16 protein-coding genes are annotated in these 16,898 nt (G+C 67.4%); 11 read left to right on the top strand and 5 right to left on the bottom strand.

Annotation, left to right across the window (positions count from 1 at the left end; translation table 11 throughout):
• Positions 1–85: 85 nt before the first annotated feature.
• From ACZ6O0_RS36785 to ACZ6O0_RS36775, 3 genes are all read left to right on the top strand, one after another.
• Positions 86–397, top strand: a complete 312-nt coding sequence (locus ACZ6O0_RS36785) for a TraR/DksA family transcriptional regulator (protein WP_465769670.1) — start codon at positions 86–88, stop codon at positions 395–397.
• 120 nt (positions 398–517) lie between these two features.
• The gene (locus tag ACZ6O0_RS36780) at positions 518–874 is read left to right on the top strand and encodes a TraR/DksA family transcriptional regulator (protein WP_465769742.1); all 357 of its coding nucleotides are present in this window, start codon (positions 518–520) and stop codon (positions 872–874) included.
• A 218-nt stretch (positions 875–1,092) separates the two neighbouring features.
• Positions 1,093–1,719 carry a rod shape-determining protein gene (locus tag ACZ6O0_RS36775; RefSeq protein WP_465769669.1) on the top strand — a complete coding sequence of 209 codons (627 nt, stop codon included), beginning with the start codon at positions 1,093–1,095 and terminating at the stop codon, positions 1,717–1,719.
• A gap of 55 nt (positions 1,720–1,774) precedes the next feature.
• On the opposite strand, the gene tal is transcribed toward ACZ6O0_RS36775, so the two are convergent.
• The 3 genes from tal to ACZ6O0_RS36760 all read right to left on the bottom strand — a co-directional run bounded on the left by tal (position 1,775) and on the right by ACZ6O0_RS36760 (position 5,204).
• Positions 1,775–2,944: a transaldolase gene (gene tal / locus ACZ6O0_RS36770; RefSeq protein ID WP_465769668.1), complete on the bottom strand. Its 1,170-nt coding sequence runs from the start codon at positions 2,942–2,944 to the stop codon at positions 1,775–1,777.
• Between the two features lie 57 nt (positions 2,945–3,001).
• The gene (locus ACZ6O0_RS36765; protein WP_465769667.1) at positions 3,002–3,748 is read right to left on the bottom strand and encodes a hypothetical protein; all 747 of its coding nucleotides are present in this window, start codon (positions 3,746–3,748) and stop codon (positions 3,002–3,004) included.
• 214 nt (positions 3,749–3,962) lie between these two features.
• A complete protein-coding gene (locus tag ACZ6O0_RS36760; protein WP_465769666.1) occupies positions 3,963–5,204 on the bottom strand; it encodes a PucR family transcriptional regulator in 1,242 nt (413 codons plus the stop codon).
• 178 nt (positions 5,205–5,382) lie between these two features.
• On the opposite strand from ACZ6O0_RS36760, the gene ACZ6O0_RS36755 reads away from it, so the two are divergent.
• Positions 5,383–6,369: a universal stress protein gene (locus ACZ6O0_RS36755; RefSeq protein WP_465769665.1), complete on the top strand. Its 987-nt coding sequence runs from the start codon at positions 5,383–5,385 to the stop codon at positions 6,367–6,369.
• Here the strand turns inward: ACZ6O0_RS36755 and ACZ6O0_RS36750 are convergent.
• On the bottom strand, positions 6,366–7,445 hold the full coding sequence (locus tag ACZ6O0_RS36750; protein ID WP_465769664.1) for an ABC transporter ATP-binding protein: 1,080 nt from the start codon (positions 7,443–7,445) through the stop codon (positions 6,366–6,368). The genes ACZ6O0_RS36755 and ACZ6O0_RS36750 overlap by 4 nt on opposite strands.
• Before the next feature lie 75 nt (positions 7,446–7,520).
• Positions 7,521–8,564 carry a slipin family protein gene (locus ACZ6O0_RS36745; protein ID WP_465769663.1) on the bottom strand — a complete coding sequence of 348 codons (1,044 nt, stop codon included), beginning with the start codon at positions 8,562–8,564 and terminating at the stop codon, positions 7,521–7,523.
• Between the two features lie 201 nt (positions 8,565–8,765).
• Between ACZ6O0_RS36745 and ACZ6O0_RS36740 the strand changes: the two genes are divergently transcribed.
• From ACZ6O0_RS36740 to ACZ6O0_RS36710, 7 genes are all read left to right on the top strand, one after another.
• Positions 8,766–9,758, top strand: coding sequence for a universal stress protein (locus tag ACZ6O0_RS36740; protein WP_465769662.1), 993 nt, complete (start codon positions 8,766–8,768; stop codon positions 9,756–9,758).
• Positions 9,755–12,472: a pyruvate dehydrogenase (acetyl-transferring), homodimeric type gene (gene aceE, locus ACZ6O0_RS36735; RefSeq protein ID WP_465769661.1), complete on the top strand. Its 2,718-nt coding sequence runs from the start codon at positions 9,755–9,757 to the stop codon at positions 12,470–12,472. Before ACZ6O0_RS36740 ends, aceE begins: the two co-directional genes overlap by 4 nt.
• Positions 12,473–12,815: 343 nt before the next feature.
• A complete protein-coding gene (locus ACZ6O0_RS36730; RefSeq protein WP_465769660.1) occupies positions 12,816–13,247 on the top strand; it encodes a hypothetical protein in 432 nt (143 codons plus the stop codon).
• A 144-nt stretch (positions 13,248–13,391) separates the two neighbouring features.
• Entirely contained in the window at positions 13,392–13,868 is a 477-nt protein-coding gene (locus ACZ6O0_RS36725) for a hypothetical protein (protein ID WP_465769659.1), read from the top strand.
• Between the two features lies 1 nt (position 13,869).
• Positions 13,870–15,654 (top strand): glycoside hydrolase family 15 protein, encoded by a 1,785-nt coding sequence (locus ACZ6O0_RS36720; RefSeq protein ID WP_465769658.1) that lies wholly within the window; start codon positions 13,870–13,872, stop codon positions 15,652–15,654.
• A 203-nt stretch (positions 15,655–15,857) separates the two neighbouring features.
• Complete coding sequence (locus ACZ6O0_RS36715; RefSeq protein WP_465769657.1) at positions 15,858–16,526, top strand: V-type ATP synthase subunit D; 669 nt, start codon at positions 15,858–15,860, stop codon at positions 16,524–16,526.
• The gene (locus ACZ6O0_RS36710) at positions 16,523–16,897 is read left to right on the top strand and encodes a hypothetical protein (protein WP_465769656.1); all 375 of its coding nucleotides are present in this window, start codon (positions 16,523–16,525) and stop codon (positions 16,895–16,897) included. Before ACZ6O0_RS36715 ends, ACZ6O0_RS36710 begins: the two co-directional genes overlap by 4 nt.
• Position 16,898 lies beyond the last annotated feature (1 nt).

The following is a 16,898-nucleotide window of genomic DNA, read 5'->3' as shown; positions in this document are numbered from 1 at the left end:
GGACGAACGGTGCACAACATGTGCTTCCGTTTGCTGCAGCGGCGTCTACTTTCGTTTCCAGCGTTCGTGAGAGGACGTATCTTCAGTGACCACCGTGGCCCGCTCCCCCAGCATGACCGTGCACGAGGCACGCCAGCGCCTGCAACACGAACGCAACTCCCGCCTCACCCAACTCAGCGCCATCGAAGACGGTGCCGCTCTCGCGGACAGGGACCTCGCGACGGCGCGGACAGCCGCCATCAGACGGGTGCTGACCGAGATCACGGCAGCCGAAGACCGCCTGACCGGCGACACCTATGGCAGGTGCCAGGGCTGCAAGACCCGCATTCCGGTCGAGCGGCTCGAGATCCTGCCGTACGTACGCTACTGCGTCATGTGTCAGCAACCCGCCGCCTGACCGACGCCAACCAGAAATCGGAGCCCGGGCCGTTGCATCCTGCGCTGCCCGACCTCTGGTAGGCCCGGCCCAATCTGTTCTCTTCTGACGCCTTGTAAAGGGTGTGAAGTCTTGAGCTACATGTTCGCCGTTGTCAACGAAGTCGAACTAGGTCCCGAGGACCTGGCTGCCCTCCGCGCAGACCTCCATGCTGAGCACGCGTTCCGGCTGGAGCAGCTCGATGGCCTCGCCGGCATCTCGCCGAGCCGCGACGACCTACCGGCCGACCAGCACGCCCGTGAAGAGGTGCTGACCGCTCTTGCCGCCGCTGCCCGGGTGGTACTCACCGACGTCAGCGCCGCGCTGCGTCGGATGGACGCCGGCCAGTACGGCAGCTGTCGCCTCTGTGACCGGCCCATTCCGCTGGCGTGCCTGCGCATCCTGCCGCACGCCCGGTACTGCGGCCCGTGCCACCAACTCAAGGAGGCAGTCTCTTGACGCCTCAAGGAAGCAGTCTCGCGACTCCGGCCTCGCATACGCCGTTCCCGCGTACAGCGGCGCTGCGACGGCGAGGTACGTGGTCGGCCAGCCAGCGTTCGTCCGGCGTAGCGATCGACCTGGGCAGCGCCCGCACCAGGGCGTGGATGCCGGACCATGGTCTGATCTTCGACGAGCCCACGATCATCTCGCCGGGCGCGGACGGTCGCAGTCGTCCCGTGCAACGCGGCGTCGTCGTCGACGAGGCGGGGGCCGCTCGCGTACTCGATCGCCTCCTCGGCCGTCGAGCCGGCCTCGGTCACTACTCGATGGTTGTGTTGACGACCCCGGTCCTATGCCCTGGTCATCACGAGAGCGTGTCACGCGCCGCGCTGGAGGTTCTCGACGCGCGGGTCGTGCTGACCATCGACGGTGTGAAAGCCGCCGCGCTCGGAGCAGGCGCAGACTTTGCCCGGCCGCTGCTGGTGCTGGACATCGGAGCCGGCCTGACCGAAGTGGGTTTGCTCGTGGACGGCGGCGTGACGCAGGCCCATCGACTGAACGTGGGAACCTCGGATCTTGGCAGGACCACGACCGTTGCCGAGCTCGTGCAATCGATCGTCTCAGTGGTGACCGACCTCCTGCACCTTGACTGCGGTGGACTCGTTGTCGATGCCCTGGACCGTGGGCCGCTACTCACCGGAGGCGGCGCGCTGCGTCCGGAGATCACTTATCGGCTGGCCAGACAACTGCTGGCCCCGGTGCGTCCTGCACCCGCCCCCCACACCGCCGCCGTCCGCGGCGCCGGTCTGGCCATTGCCGCAGCCCACCGCCACCCCTCGATCCTCACCGAACAGCCGCAGTGACTCCACAGCACCGATCAGTCAGACCGACAGCATTCGCCGAACGAGGGAGATTGGTTCAGCCGCGGCGGGTGTGGCTTCGTCGTCGAGAGGCATCCGGCGAACCTTTCTCGCTGGTCTGGCCGGGTGTCTGCGGGGCTGCCGCGAGGTTCGTCAGGTTCGCCAGGACGTCTTGGTATGCCTTGTCGAAGCTGGCGATGCCGTTGTCCTCCAGGGTGCGGCCCACGGCCGTCATGTCGATGCCGACTGCCGCCAGGCAGACCATCAGTTCGGCTGCCTGCGGTACGCCGCCGTCGACGGTGCGAGCCGTGGTGCCGTGATCCTCGAAGGCGGCGATGGTCGCTTCGGGCAAGGTCGTGACCGTGTCGGGGCCGATGAGCTCCTCGACGTAGCGGGTGTCACGGTCCTTGGGGTTCTTGGTGGACGTCGAGGCCCACAGCGGACGCTGGACATCCGCGCCCAACCTGGCGAGCCGGTGCCAGCGGGGTGTGGAGAACTGCTCGGTGAACAATCGGTAGGCCAGTTTGGCCTGCGCGACCGCGGCCTGGCCGCGCAGGGCCAGCGCCTCGTCGGTCCCGAGTGCCTCGAGGCGCTGGTCGACTTCGGTGTCGACCCGACTGACGAAGAAGGAGGCGACGCTGCTGACCGTCGAGGGATCTCCGCCGTTCGCTGTCAACTTCTCCAGCCCGGACAGATAGGCCTCGATGATCTCGGCGTAGCGAGACAGGGAGAACAGCAGGGTCACGTTGATGCTGCTGCCTTCACCGGTCAGCGTTTCAAGGGCGGCTACGCCTTCGGCGGTTGCCGGAATCTTCACGAGCAGGTTCGGTTGTGCGATCCGCCGGTGGAGCCACCGCGCGGCGGCTATCGTGCCCGGAGCGTCGTGAGCCAGCTCTGGAGATACCTCCACCGACACGAAACCGTCGGCGCAGTCACCGCCATCGAACACTGGGCGAAGGACGGTCAGCGCTTGACTGACGTCGGAGATGACCAGCTCCCAGTAGGCCTCGTCCACCGATTTGCCGGCCGCCATCAGCGCCGAGAACTGTTCGTCGTAGTCGTGGGAGCCGTTGATACTTCTGGCGAAGATCGTCGGGTTCGCGGTGACGCCACGGATCCCGTCGGCGACCATGCGCGCCAACGTGCCGTCACGCAGGTACGTGCGGGTGAGGTTGTCCAGCCACGGGCTCTGCCCGCAGTAGCGGTAGAGATGTTCAAGCTTGGTCATGGCGTTCTCGATTTCCCTGGCATCTGCCAGTCGCAACGGTGCGTGTGCCGGCAGGACTCAGTTGTCCTTGCCGTGGATGAGGCGGTCCCAATCGATCGCAGCGTGGCCCGGGATGCTGTCTCCCAGGACGTACCTGCTGGGGTCTCCCGCAGCTCTGGCTCCGGATGCCAGCCACGCCGCGATACCACGCGCATTGCGGCTCTCGAGTTCCTCGAGATAGGCCCGGCGCTCGTCGACCACCCATAGCCGTTGCGCCGGCGACCTGGCGCTTTGGAGAGCCGAGAAGCTGGCCCGCCACGCCTGGCACAACGCGTCGTCGCTCAGCGACGCCGGCGCAACGCGAGGCGCGGATGGCCGGCTCGGCTCGGTCCACGAGGTCGGCGCCGCCGCGGACCCTGCCGAGCGCTCGGCGGGGTCCGCGTGGGCCGGACGCAATGATGGGCTGGGCAGGTGGCCGCGTTCCCTGAGCCAATGACGGCAGTATTCGAGAGCGTAGGGCGACCCGCCTGCGGTGATCGCCAGCAGCAGGACCACGGTCGGACCGCCAACCATCGCCCCCACGCCGACGACTGCCAAGGTCCCGATCCCACCCAGGATCGAGCTTCTGACGATTATTCGCCGGCGCTCACGCGGCGGCCGGTTGCCGTTGGCGTCCAGCAGGATCATCACGACTACACCGCCGGTCACGGACCCGCAGATGGACAGCGAGATGACGGCCGACAGGGACCACGTGAACGCGACGAACACCCCCAAGGCGCCGAGAAGGCCACAGAAGAACAACCAGACGACTCGATAGACCTTCATGGTGTGTTCTCCCGCACCGTTGCGCCGGGCACGTCGAGGCGGACGGCGACTGATCGGTCCACGACAACCTCCTTACGGTGGCGGGCTGTTCGTGCACCTACGACTGTGCCGGGGCGTGGCGATGACGGGTACGGCAACGATCGGCGAACCTGGAGCCGGCATGTTGGCCGACGCCCGGCAACGATGGTTCGCTGCAGACGCAATGACGCCTTGGCTAGGCGTGTGCCTCCGCGCCCGAGGGAAGATCACGCCGAGGCCACTCGAGCAGGCGCGCGCCGAGTACGGCGATGTGCAGCGTGAACCGCTGTGCCGGGTCGCCCGGGTCGTGTCCGGTCAGGGTCTTGACCTTGTCCAGCCGGTAGGTGACGGTGCGGACCGACATGTTCAGGCGCCGGGCCGCCTCGGTGGCGACCTCACCGGTAGCGAAGTACGCCTCGAGGGTCTGCAGAAGAGGCTCAGCGCCGCCGCGGGCCTGGGTCAGCGGGCCGAGCACAGCCTGGATCAGATCGACGATGGCGGCCTGGTCGCGAATCAGAACCCGGTAGACGAGCATGTCGCGGGCATCCACCACGGGCGTGTCGAGTTGCAGCCGCTCGGCCAGCATCAGCGCCTCGCGCGCCTCCTCGTAGGAGCGCGCGATGCCGTAGGAGCCGGGGTAGGGGCGGCCGACGGCGACACGCCAGGTACGGCCCCCCCGGTGCCGGATCAACGCATCGTGGACGAGTTCCCCGACGTCTCTGCTGGGGGTGCGGGGGACCGGCGTGGGGGCGGTTGCCGGGAGCAGCATCACCAACAGGCCCTCTTTGGTGGCGACGAGCACCTCGCGGTCCCCGAACTGGTCGAGGATGAACCGTTCCAGCATGCTCGCTGTCGTGTCGCCGTCGGGCAGCACGTCCGCGGGGGCGGCCAGGACCACCTGGTGGGGCCGGCCGAGGTCGAGCCCGAACGGTTCGGCGCGCTCGACCATCCGGGAGACGTCGGCGTCGCCACGGAGCAGGTCGTCGACCAGCTCGCGGCGCAGCGACTCCTCTTGCCTGATCAGCTGCTTGGTCGCGACCTGATAGCTGTCCACGAGGACGGCGATCGCTTCGCCGACGGCCCGCAGTACCGCCTGGGCCGAGGCGCGGACCGTGTCGCGGTCGCGGTACGGCACGACATCGGGCAGGTCCCGCCACATCCGCCAGGCCGCGGACAGGTACAGGTCGACGACCCGCCCGGCGGGGATGCCCTGCTCGGCGGCGCGACGGCCGAGTTCACGCACGATCGCCAGCTCATGCTCGCGCGGCCGCCGCCCGGAGATGGCCGCGTCCGCGAGGAGGGTGAGGTACTCGACCAGCAGCTCCAGCGGCGCCTGCGAGTCTCCGGCCGCCGCCTGCGCGATCGCGGTCAGCCAGGCCTCGTCAGCGGTATTCGGGGCGCTGTCGCTCAGACCTGACAGGCGACCGAATTCGCTCATCTCGCTCCCCTCCCAGTGGAATCGATGCAACTGTGCGGCGCTGTTCCAGTAGAGCATCGTTGCCGGGCGTCGGCTATCAGGGCCGTCACAGGATCGCCGATCCTGGCAGTACCTGTGGCGCCGCCGGAACGGCACAGTCGAACCGCAAGGGCATCCACAGCTGAAGCGGAGCGACGACATGACGAACACAATCGTTGTAGACAACCGCGGCCGCCGACCGGTCCTGGTCGGTGTCGACGGCTCGGTGTCCGCGCAAGCCGCGCTCGCCTGGGCGGCTGCCGAGGCGACGTACAGACGCTGCCCGCTGCACATCGTTCACACCTTCACCTGGCCGATGATCGGAGATCCCTTCGGCCTGAACCTCACCGAGCCCATGAACGACGGCCTCCGGACCGCTGCGGGATGGATCCTCGGCGAGGCCGAGAGCCAGGCGCGCCGCGCCGCTCCCGACATCCGTGTCACCGCTGAGCTGTTCGCCGCCGGCGCCGTCCCGACGCTGCTGAGCCAAGCTCAAGGCGCCGAACTGGTGGTCGTCGGCAGCCGGGGAGTCGGCGGCTTCCGCGGCCTGTTGCTGGGGTCTGTCAGCTCCACCGTGGCCGCACACACCCCGTGCCCGGTGGTCGTTGTCCATCCGCACCGGCACGGCAGTGCGTTCCCCGCCTCCCCGACAGGCCGGATCGTGGTCGGCGTCGATGGATCGGAAGTCTCGGCCGCGGCGATCCGGTTCGCCTTCCGGGAGGCCGCGCGCCGCCGTGTCGGAATCACCGCCGTGCATGCCGTGATGCCGACCCGCCGGCAGTCATCGGTGCGGGTGCCGGCGGACATCGTCGAGCAGGTCGACCGCCAACTGCTCACCGAAGCGATGGACGGCAAGCGGATCCTGATCCCCGGCATCGACGTGAAGACCAAACTCGTCCACAGCCACCCGGTCCAGGCGCTCCTGGACGAGGCCGACGGCGCCGAGCTGATCGTCGTTGGTTCACGTGGTCGCGGTGGCTTCACCGGGATGCTGCTCGGCTCGGTCAGCCAGGCCGTCCTGCACCACGCCGCATGCCCGGTCGCAGTCGTCCACCCCCGCCGGACGAAGGCCAACAGACCCTCGCCTGCGCAGCAGTCCATCCTCCAGATCGCCACACCGAGCCGTTTCGCGAAAGAGAAGCGTTAGGCGCTGAGGCGTTTCTCGCTCGAGGTGGAGAAGACGTGGACCTTCCCCGGCTGCGGGGCGAGGTAGACCAAGGAGCCTTTCTCGCTGTGAGTTCGGGTGCCGATCCGGGCGATGATCTGCTGATTCAAGGTGGCGTGCTCGGCAGCACCGTAGAGGAACGCGTCCGAGCCGAGTTCCTCTATCACCGCGACCCTCACCGGCAGCCCCTCGTCGGCGAGGTGGAACGCCTCCGGGCGGATCCCCAGCATCAGGGTCTTGTCGTCGCCGGCCTTCGCCAGGATGCTGCGCTCGATCGGTACGACGTAGTCGCCGATCTTCGCGCCGCCGACGGTGATCTCGGCCTCGATCAGGTTCATCGCGGGCGAGCCCATGAAGCCGGCCACGAACACGTTCCTCGGCCGGTCGTACAGGCCTAGCGGGGTGTCGACCTGCTGCAGTCGACCGTCCTTCAGTACGGCGACCCGGTCGCCCATCGTCATGGCCTCGATCTGGTCGTGGGTGACGTAGACGGTGGTGACGTCCAACCGGTGCTGCAGCTCGGCGATCTGGGTCCGGGTCTGCACGCGGAGCTTGGCATCGAGGTTCGACAGCGGCTCGTCCATCAGGAACACCTGCGGGTCACGCACGATCGCACGACCCATCGCCACCCGCTGACGCTGACCACCGGACAGTGCCTTCGGTTTGCGGTCCAGGAACTCCTCCAGGCCCAGCAGCTTCGCCGCCTCGGCGACACGCCTGGCCCGCTCGTCCTTGGGCAGGCCTTGCATCTTCAGCGCGAAGCCCATGTTGTCGGCGACCGACATGTGCGGGTAGAGCGCGTAGTTCTGGAACACCATCGCGATGTCCCGCTCCTTCGGCGCGAAGTTGGTGACGTCGCGGTCGCCGATGTAGATGGAACCCTCGTTGACCTCCTCGAGGCCGGCGAGCATCCGGAGCGAGGTCGACTTACCACAACCCGACGGGCCGACGAGAACCATGAACTCGCCGTCGGCGATGTCCAGATCCAGCCTGTCTACGGCCGGGCTCTCGCTGCCCGGATACACCCGGGTGGCGCCCTTGAACGAAACAGTTGCCATGTCGCGCTTCCTTTCCTTCGCCTGCCGGACGATCCGGACGACGTTCCCGGCACTCCTCTGAGTTGCCACGCCGGATCAGCACAACCAACGGAAGGTCCAATCAGGATCTGGTGGCCCGGCCGTCTGGTCGGGCGCGGTGATGCTTGCACCGGCCGGCGCCTGTGTCGCGGCGATCTGTGAGCCGTTTTGTGCGGCCGGTGCAACCGCGGGCGTCGGGGCAGCGCCGACGACTGGCTCGGGGATCTCGGGCGGTGTCGATCGTTCCAGAAACCGGAGCAGCTCGACCGGGAAGGGCAGCACCAAGGTCGAGTTCTTCTCAGCGGCGACCTCGGCGACAGTCTGCAGCAACCGCAGCTGCAACGCGGCCGGGTGCCCAGTCATCACTTCCGCGGCCCGACCCAGTTTCTCCGAGGCCTGCAGTTCACCGTCGGCGGTGATGACCCGCGCCCGACGCTCCCGCTCCGCCTCGGCCTGCCGCGACATCGACCGCTTCATCGTCTCCGGCAATGCGACGTCCTTGATCTCCACCCGTTCGATATGCACACCCCAATCCAGCGCAGGACTGTCGATCATCAAAGCCAGACCCTGATTGAGCCGTTCCCGGTTCGACAGCAAATCGTCCAGATCACTCTTACCGATGATCGACCGCAACGACGTCTGCGCCACCTGACCGATCGCCGACACATAGTCCTCGACATCCACGGCCGCACGGACCGGGTCGATCACGCTGAAGTACACGACTGCATCGACGCGAACCGTCACGTTGTCGCGGGTGATCCCGTCCTGGGCCGGGACCGGCATCGTGATGATCTGCATGCTGACCTTCTGCATCCGGTCAGCGACCGGCACCAGGAGAGCAAGCCCCGGTCCCCGGACGGTTGGAAGCACCCGACCGAACCGGAACACGACACCACGCTCGAACTGCCTCACCACGCGCACACAGCTCGCCGAAACAACCAACCCCACGACCAGTGCTGCGAGTAGTACGCAAATGACGCTGATCATCTGTCCTCCATAACCTCCTTCGTCCTGCAGTGACGACATTGCCCGCTGCGGGCCCGCAACCGGTACGGCGCTGATCGGCGAACTGAGGCTGACGTGATCGCCGGTGCCCGGCAACGATGGGCTTTTCGCAGCGCCGGGCCACTGTCTTCACAATGGACGGCCGCAGGTTGGCGCTCCACATCCCAGTGGAGGTTCGTTGCCGGACGTCGGCTACAAGCCTGGTCGCAGGTTCGCCGATCGAGGCACTACCCGTCGCACCGGTGGAACGGCACAGTCGAAGCCGCAGGGCATCCAGAGCTGAAGCGGAGCGACGACATGACGAAGGCAACTGCTGAGAACAATCGGGGTCGTCGATCGGTTCTGGTCGGGGTCGACGGATCGGTGTCCGCGCAAGGCGCGCTGTCCTGGGCCATCGCGGAGGCGTCGTCGAGGCACTGCACCCTGCGCATCGTTCACGCCTTCAGCTGGCCGATGATCGGCAACGCCCTGGACCTGGCCTTCGTCGGTGACACGGACCTCGGCCTCCGGTCGGCCGCCGAGTGGATCCTCACCGAGGCGGCAGCCCGTGCGCGAGAAGTTGCTCCCAACCTCAGAGTCACCACCGACCTGTTCGTCGGGCCGCCCGCGGCGACCTTGCTGAGCCAGTCGCACGACGCCGACCTGGTGGTCGTGGGCAGCCGTGGCGTCGGTGGCTTCCGCGGCCTACTGGTGGGGTCCGTCAGCACGACGGTGGCCGCACATGCAGTGTGCCCAGTGATCGTCGTCCACCCCCACGGCGACGGTACGGCGTTCCCCGCCACGCCGACCGGGCGGATCGTGGTCGGCGTCGACGGCTCGGAGATCTCGTCCGAGGCGATCCGCTTCGCCTATCAGCAAGCGACACGCCGGCAGATCGGCATCACCGCCGTACACGCCGCGATGACGACTCGACAGCACCCGTCCCTTCGTGTCCCCGCGGAGATCGTCGACCAGATCGACCGGCTACTACTCGCCGAGGCGATGGAGAGCAAACGCGTGCTCTTCCCGGGCATCGACGTACGGACGAGGCTTGTGCACGGTCACCCGGCTCAGGCGTTGATCGACGCGTCGAAGGGCGCCGAACTGGTCGTCGTCGGGTCCCGCGGCCGCGGAGGCTTCGCCGGCATGTTGCTCGGATCAGTCAGTCAGGCGGTGCTGCAGCACGCTGGCTGCCCCGTCGCCGTGGTCCGTCCGCACCGAACCCCATTCGTCAGAACCTCGTCCGCAGACCAGCTCCGTTTTGCGACCGCATCACTGGACAGGGGCTCGGACCTGAAGGAGCAGTCATGACACCGACACCGCAAGGCCTGCCGGAAAGCCTTGGGTTGCACAGCCAACTGCTCGACCTGGACCCGTCAGAGACCCAGGAGTGGCTGGAATCGATCGACCAGGTGGTCGACCATGCCGGGCAGAACAGGGCGCGATACCTGCTGCTCAGCATCCTGCAACGGGCCCGCGACCGCCGCGTCGGTGTTGCCAACCTGCGCAGTACCGACTACCTCAACACGATCGCACCCGATGCCGAGCCGACCTTCCCCGGCGACGAGTACGTCGAGCGGCGGATCCGGGCGTACAACCGCTGGAACGCCGCGGTCATGGTGCACCGGGCGCAGCGACCCGGCATCGGCGTCGGTGGGCACATCTCCACCTACGCCTCCGCCGCGGCGCTGTTCGAGGTCGGATTCAACCACTTCTTCCGTGGCCACGACGCACCCGGCGGGGGCGATCAGATCTACTTCCAAGGACACGCCTCACCAGGTATCTACGCGCGCGCGTTCCTGGAAGGACGACTCACCGAAAGCCAGCTCGACGGGTTCCGGCAGGAATTCTCACATGCCGGCCTGGGCGGCGGACTGCCGTCGTACCCGCACCCGCGGCTGATGCCGGACTTCTGGGAATTCCCCACGGTCTCGATGGGACTCGGGCCGATCAATGCGATCTATCAAGCTCGCTTCAACCGCTACCTGCACAACCGTGGCCTCAAGGACACCAGCCGGCAGCGCGTGTGGGCGTTCCTCGGCGATGGCGAGATGGACGAGCCCGAGTCACTCGGCGCGATCGGCGTTGCAGCCCGCGAGGAGCTCGACAACCTCACCTTCGTCATCAACTGCAACCTGCAGCGCCTCGACGGCCCGGTCCGCGGCAACGGCAAGATCATCCAGGAACTGGAATCGTACTTCCGAGGTGCCGGCTGGAACGTCATCAAGGTGATCTGGGGTCGCGAATGGGATCCGCTGCTGGCCGCCGACACCGACGGCGCTCTGCTCAACCTGATGAACACCACACCCGACGGCGACTTCCAGACCTACAAGGCCGAATCCGGCGCGTTCGTCCGGGAGCACTTCTTCGGCCGCGACCCTCGCACGGCCGCCATGGTCGAGCACCTGTCCGACACCGAGATCTGGAACCTCAAACGCGGCGGACACGACTACCGCAAGCTGTACGCCGCCTATCTGGCAGCCACCCAACACACCGGGCAGCCAACGGTGATCCTGGCCAAGACCATCAAGGGTTGGACCCTCGGCTCCCACTTCGAGAGCCGCAACTCCACCCATCAGATGAAGAAGCTGACCATCGACGACCTCAAGGGCTTCCGGGACCGGCTGTTCCTGGACATCCCCGACTCGGCGCTCGACGAGGTGGAGCCACCCTACTACCGACCCGCGGAGAACTCGCCAGAGGTGGAGTATCTGCACGAGCGGCGGCGCGCCCTCGGCGGGTACCTGCCCGCGCGCAGAGTGCACAGCAAGCCTCTTGTCCTGCCCGGCGCCACAGCGTACGACGTCGCCCGACGGGGCTCAGGCAGGCAAGAGGTCGCCACCACCATGGCGTTCGTCCGGCTGCTCAAGGACCTCATGAAAGACCCGAAGATGGGTCACCGGTTCGTGCCGATCATCCCCGACGAGGCCCGCACCTTCGGTCTGGATTCTTTGTTCCCGTCCAAGAAGATCTACTCGCCCCACGGACAGAACTACATGTCCGTGGATCGCGAACAGATGCTGAGCTATCAGGAGGACATCCACGGCGTTCTCCTCCACGAGGGCATCACCGAGGCCGGCTCTGCCGCGTCCTGGACAGCCGCCGGTACGTCGTATGCCACCCAGGGCGAACCGATGATCCCGCTCTACATCTTCTACTCGATGTTCGGCTTCCAGCGCAGCGGCGACCAACTCTGGGCCGCGGCCGACCAGATGACCCGAGGATTCCTCCTGGGCGCCACTGCCGGCCGCACCACCCTCAACGGCGAAGGCCTGCAGCATCAGGACGGCCATTCGTTGCTGTTGGCATCTACGAACCCTGCCTGCGTCGCCTATGACGCCGCCTATGCCTTCGAACTCGGCCACATTACCGCCGACGCACTCCGGCGTATGTACGGCGATCCGCGGCCCGGCGAAGACCAGGACGTCTTCTACTACCTCACTCTCTACAACGAGCCGATCGCGCAACCGGCCGAGCCCGACGGTGTCGACATCGACGGGATCCTCGCCGGGATGCACCGCTACTCCCCGGCCTCGGAGGGCGACGGTCCGAAGGCGCAGATCCTTGCCTCCGGCATCGCGATGCCCTGGGCAATGGAAGCGCAACGCCTCCTGCAAACCGATTGGGGCGTGCAGGCCGACGTGTGGTCGGTGACATCGTGGACCCAGTTGCGCCGTGACGCACTCGCCGCCGAAGAATGGACACTGTCGCACTCCGGCGAGCCGCCCCGAATCCCCTACGTCACCAGGCGTTTGAACGACGCTCCCGGTCCGGTCGTGGCCGTGTCGGACTGGATGCGCGCCGTACCGGACCAGATCGCGCCCTTCGTGCCTGGCACCTGGACCTCGCTGGGCACCGACGGGTTCGGCCACTCCGACACCCGCGCAGCCCTGCGCCGCCACTTCGGAATCGACGCGCAGTCCATCGTCGTACGGGTGCTGCAGCAACTGGCCGGGCAGGGCGATGTCGACGACTCAGCACCGCGGCAGGCCATGACGAACTATCACCTGACTGACGAAGCCTAGGAGGAACCATGCGCGTCTTTGTAGCCGGCGCACTGGACTCCGACGCGCTGAGCCGCGTAGTCAAGGATGCTGCACCCGATGCGGTGGTCACCTCCTTACCGCGATTCCGGCCAAGATCAATCCGCGCCGGATGAGCCGCGACTTCGCACAGACAAACCGACTGCGGACAGGGGGCACCCGCAACCTGCTGTACGCCGGAACTGCCTCACCGACGGTTCGGATCTCCGGGTGTTGCCGATGATCGGCAACCAATTGCCCGCGAAGTCAGCCGGTGGGCGGCGGTGCCAGTTCGTGACCGCGGGACAAGCATAGAAGTACATCGACGCTCTAGAAGGAGTACATGATGAGCACTGAGGGGCGTACCGCCCACACAACGCGCCGGGAGGCGCTGTCGGACCCGGCCTACCAGGCGTTCCTGTTACTGCGAACGGTCTTCACGATCGCGCCGATCGTGTTCGGCCTCGACAAGTTCGCCAACCTGCTGACCGACTGGCCGGGCTACCTGGCCCCATGGATCAACGACATCGTCCCTGGCTCCGGACAAGACGCGATGTACGCCGTCGGCGTCATCGAGATCGTCGCCGGCGTGGCCGTCGCCCTGATCCCACGCTACGGCGCACTGCTCGTCGCGGCCTGGCTTGCCGGCATCATCCTCAACCTGCTCACGCTCTCAGGCTTCTACGACGTCGCACTACGCGACTTCGGCCTCCTGATCGCCGCCCTCGCACTGGCCCGGCTCGCCACCAGGTACGCACCCGCCCGACAGCAGTCCTGACAAGAACGACGAACACCTCATGATGCCCACTCACGTCGAAGGATCCGCCCATCGACCAACTGACCGGCGTCCCGCGCCGGAGTGGGTGGTCGACCGGCGGAGCCTTCGATCCTGCCGCAGCCGACAAGCCTGACGAGCGACGTCGTGGACTGGTTCGGATGGGCGCTCTTCGGGTTGGTGGCCACTTCCGCGCTGACTGCCGTGATGATCACTGCGCAACTGGGCGGCCTCACCCGGCTGGACCTTCCGCTCGTACTGGGCACTCTGGTCACAGAGGACCCGGATCGCGCCCGGGCCGCGGGGTTCCTCATCCATCTCGTCGTCGGCCAAGTGTTCGCGCTCGGATACGCAGCCGTGTTCGCACTGTTGCATCGAGCCACCTGGTGGCTGGGCGGGCTGCTTGGCCTGCTGCATGTCGCGATTGCGCTGATGGTGTTGCTCCCAGTGCTTCCCGGCTTGCATCCCCGGATGGCATCACCCCGCGCGGGACCCGCGAGCAGGGCCGTGCTCGAGCCGCCGGGTCTGCTCGCCCTCAACTATGGCGTGCAGACTCCAGCGGTGGCCGTCGTGGCCCACCTTGTCTACGGCATCGTGCTCGGCCTGCTTCTCGAGGTCCGTTGAGATGAAGCCGATCGCCGACTACGGGCTGCTCGGTGACACCCGCACCGCGGCACTTGTCTCCAGTGACGGCTCGCTCGACTGGCTGTGTGTTCCGCGGTTCGACGGTGACCCGATCTTCGGAAGACTTGTCGGCGGGCCGGCCGCAGGCAGGTTCCGGTTGGGCCCGGCTTCCGCGGCCATAGTTGTCAAGCGCAACTACCGCCACCACAGCGCGACCCTGGAGACTACCTGGGCCACCTCCGACGGCAAGTTGACCCTGACCGAGGCGATGGTGGCGGAGGTAGCCGGACGGCTGTTACCTGCGACAATCCTGATGCGGCGACTGTCCGCAGACGACGGAGCGGTCGAGGCCCGCGTCGAATTCGACCCCCGCCGCGGTGAGGAACACAGCCGGCCGCGCGTCCGGCGCCGCGGCCAGGATCTCGTGTGCGAATGGGGCGCGCAGGCCATCTCGCTGAGCTGCGATGCGGGCCTAGCCATCGAGCCCGGCAGAGCAGCGTCGTTCACGGTCACCCCTGATCGGCCAGTCACGTTCGTCCTCACCGTCGCCCACCGAGAACCGCTGATCCAGGTTGATGCTGCCACCGCATGGGCACTTCTCGCCGAGGACGAGGGCCGATGGCGCGACTGGACGGCTCGGGTCGACCAGAACCTGCCCTTTCGTGAGGAAGTCATTCGCAGCCTGCTGACACTGCGCCTGTTGACATACTCGCCGTCCGGTGCGCCCGTGGCCGCACCGACCACCTCGCTACCCGAGCACCCCGGCGGGGTCCGGAACTGGGACTACCGCTTCGCTTGGCCCCGAGACGCCAGCATAGGGATCGCGGCGTTCCTCAACGTCGGCATGGTCGAGGAAGCCCGAGGTTTCCTGTGGTGGCTGCTGCATGCCAGCCGCCTGCAACGTCCCCGCCTCCCGGTTCTCCTCACCCTGGACGGTCGTCGAGCGCCCCCGGAGCGTGGTCTGCGAGACTGGCCCGGGTACGCCGGCAGTGTCCCGGTCCGCGTGGGCAACGGTGCGGCTCAACAACACCAACTCGACGGCTACGGGTGGGTGCTCGACGCTGCCTGGACCCTCGTGCAGGCGGGACATCCGCTCTATTCCGAAACGTGGCGCGCGATGCGGGGTTTCGCCGATCTGGTCGCGCGACGGTGGAGCGAGCCGGACGCGGGCATCTGGGAAGTCCGTGGAGATCAGGTGCACCACGTGCATTCCAAGTTGATGGCATGGCTGGCGCTCGACCGAGCCCTGCGGATCGCCGAGACGCACCGGTTGTCCGCCCGTCGACGTCGACGCTGGCAGGCCGCCCGCGAGGCTATCCGCCGCGAAGTCAAGCTGCTGGGCTTCGACACCAGCATGGGTAGCTACACCAGAAGCTACGGCTCGCAAGAGCTCGACGCCGCTCTCCTCATCCTGCCCCGGATCGGACTCGAGGAGCGCGGATCACCGCGTATCCGCGGGACGATCGACGCCATCCGCAGCCAACTGAATGCCGATGGTCCCTTGCTGTACCGCTACCCACCGGGGCGTGACGGACTGCCGGGTACCGAAGGCGCGTTCCTGCCCTGTTCTTTCTGGCTGGTTGAAGCGCTCGCGCTCGACGACCGCCGGGGCGAGGCCTTCGACCTGTTCACTGAACTGCTGGGCCGCGCCGGCCCATTGGGCCTGTACGCCGAGGAGATGGATCCCAAGACAGGCGAGCAGCTCGGCAACTACCCGCAGGCGCTGACCCACGCCGCCCTCATCCAGGCCGCACTCACGCTCCGAGATCTCCCGCCTGTCTCATGACGTTCCGGCCCGGACTGGGCCGAGACGACTGTTGCTTCGCGCAACACGAACGTCCGCGGGTGTGTGACGTCTGTCGATCCGCTTGCACCATTGCCGGTTCCCGGCAATCTGCGCGGTTCGACCTTCGCCGAAGGTGCCAATACCCCGCGAGGCGGCGGAGCGGCAGAGTCGGAGATACCCGATCAAGCATCCGGGAGTGTGCCATGCAATCCCTTGTCGCCACCCGAAGTGAGTTGCTCGACCGCCGCCGGCGAGCAGTCTTCGTCGCTCAAGGCCGCGATCTGCTCAAAGACAAGAGAACGGCGCTGGTGCGGGAGTTCCGGCATTATCAGACCGAGCTCCTGAACGGACTGGAACAGTTGCGGAGCCTCGCGGTCCAGGCCCGGCAGCGTCTTGACGAGGCCACCGCGGTCTGCGGACCGGAGCCCCTCGCATCGGGTGCCCTGGCCGCCGCGACCGGGATCGGCGCAGACCTGCGATCCCGGACCGTGGCCGGGGTTCACGTCGTCGACCTGCGTCATGATCCGGTTCGCCGCAACGCACGTACCCGGGGCTGGGCATCCGCCGTCACCCCGGCCTGTCTCGACACTGTCGCGCTGGCCTACGAGGAGCAACTGGAGCGGCTGCTGGACCTGTGCGCGGTGGAGTTGAGCGTGCGTCGGTTGGCCACGGAGATCGCGCGGACCACCAAGCAGGTCAACGCACTGGACAACATCGTGCTCCCCCGGTTGCACGACGAGGCACGCCGGATCGCGCTGACGCTGGACGAACGTGAACGCGAAGAACATGCTCGGCTCAGGCGCGCCCGTACCCGCCGGGCCGCCCGCGACGCGACGACTGACGACCCCGGCCGCACCCGGAGCGCAGCATGAGCCGCGCGCACGACGACAGCGACACGGTCGACCAAGCGACGCCGCACGAACTGGTGCGCGAGCTCGAGAACTCGATCGCCGCCCGGCTGGCCGCGGCGGAGCAAGCCCGCGACGAGGTAGCACTAGCTCGCGTGCAGGCGGATCACCTCGTCGCCGAGGGCGAAGCGCGAGCGGCGGAGGCGGCGCGGCAACGAGCGGCCGCGATCCTGTCCGCCGCCCGCGCCGAGGCTGCCCGTGTGACCGACGCCGGCATCCGCCGCGCGGCCGCCCTGACCGCGATCGCCGCCCGGCGCCGCGACCAGGATGTCGCTGCCGTCGTCTCGTCGGTCTTGCCACAACAGGATCGGTCATCGCGGGAAGAGGCGAGCTGAC

This window comes from Kribbella sp. NPDC048837 (assembly GCF_055586945.1).
This window is presented reverse-complemented; position numbering and strand designations above follow the sequence as displayed.

What these genes read in the sequence shown, in the direction of transcription:
- ACZ6O0_RS36780 (WP_465769742.1), top strand. Translation starts at nt 518, where the DNA reads ATGTTCGCCGTTGTCAACGAAGTCGAACTAGGTCCCGAGGACCTGGCT.
- tal (WP_465769668.1), bottom strand. Translation starts at nt 2,944, where the DNA reads ATGACCAAGCTTGAACATCTCTACCGCTACTGCGGGCAGAGCCCGTGG.
- ACZ6O0_RS36765 (WP_465769667.1), bottom strand. Translation starts at nt 3,748, where the DNA reads ATGAAGGTCTATCGAGTCGTCTGGTTGTTCTTCTGTGGCCTTCTCGGC.
- ACZ6O0_RS36760 (WP_465769666.1), bottom strand. Translation starts at nt 5,204, where the DNA reads ATGAGCGAATTCGGTCGCCTGTCAGGTCTGAGCGACAGCGCCCCGAAT.
- ACZ6O0_RS36755 (WP_465769665.1), top strand. Translation starts at nt 5,383, where the DNA reads ATGACGAACACAATCGTTGTAGACAACCGCGGCCGCCGACCGGTCCTG.
- ACZ6O0_RS36750 (WP_465769664.1), bottom strand. Translation starts at nt 7,445, where the DNA reads ATGGCAACTGTTTCGTTCAAGGGCGCCACCCGGGTGTATCCGGGCAGC.
- ACZ6O0_RS36740 (WP_465769662.1), top strand. Translation starts at nt 8,766, where the DNA reads ATGACGAAGGCAACTGCTGAGAACAATCGGGGTCGTCGATCGGTTCTG.
- aceE (WP_465769661.1), top strand. Translation starts at nt 9,755, where the DNA reads ATGACACCGACACCGCAAGGCCTGCCGGAAAGCCTTGGGTTGCACAGC.
- ACZ6O0_RS36730 (WP_465769660.1), top strand. Translation starts at nt 12,816, where the DNA reads ATGAGCACTGAGGGGCGTACCGCCCACACAACGCGCCGGGAGGCGCTG.
- ACZ6O0_RS36720 (WP_465769658.1), top strand. Translation starts at nt 13,870, where the DNA reads ATGAAGCCGATCGCCGACTACGGGCTGCTCGGTGACACCCGCACCGCG.
- ACZ6O0_RS36715 (WP_465769657.1), top strand. Translation starts at nt 15,858, where the DNA reads ATGCAATCCCTTGTCGCCACCCGAAGTGAGTTGCTCGACCGCCGCCGG.
- ACZ6O0_RS36710 (WP_465769656.1), top strand. Translation starts at nt 16,523, where the DNA reads ATGAGCCGCGCGCACGACGACAGCGACACGGTCGACCAAGCGACGCCG.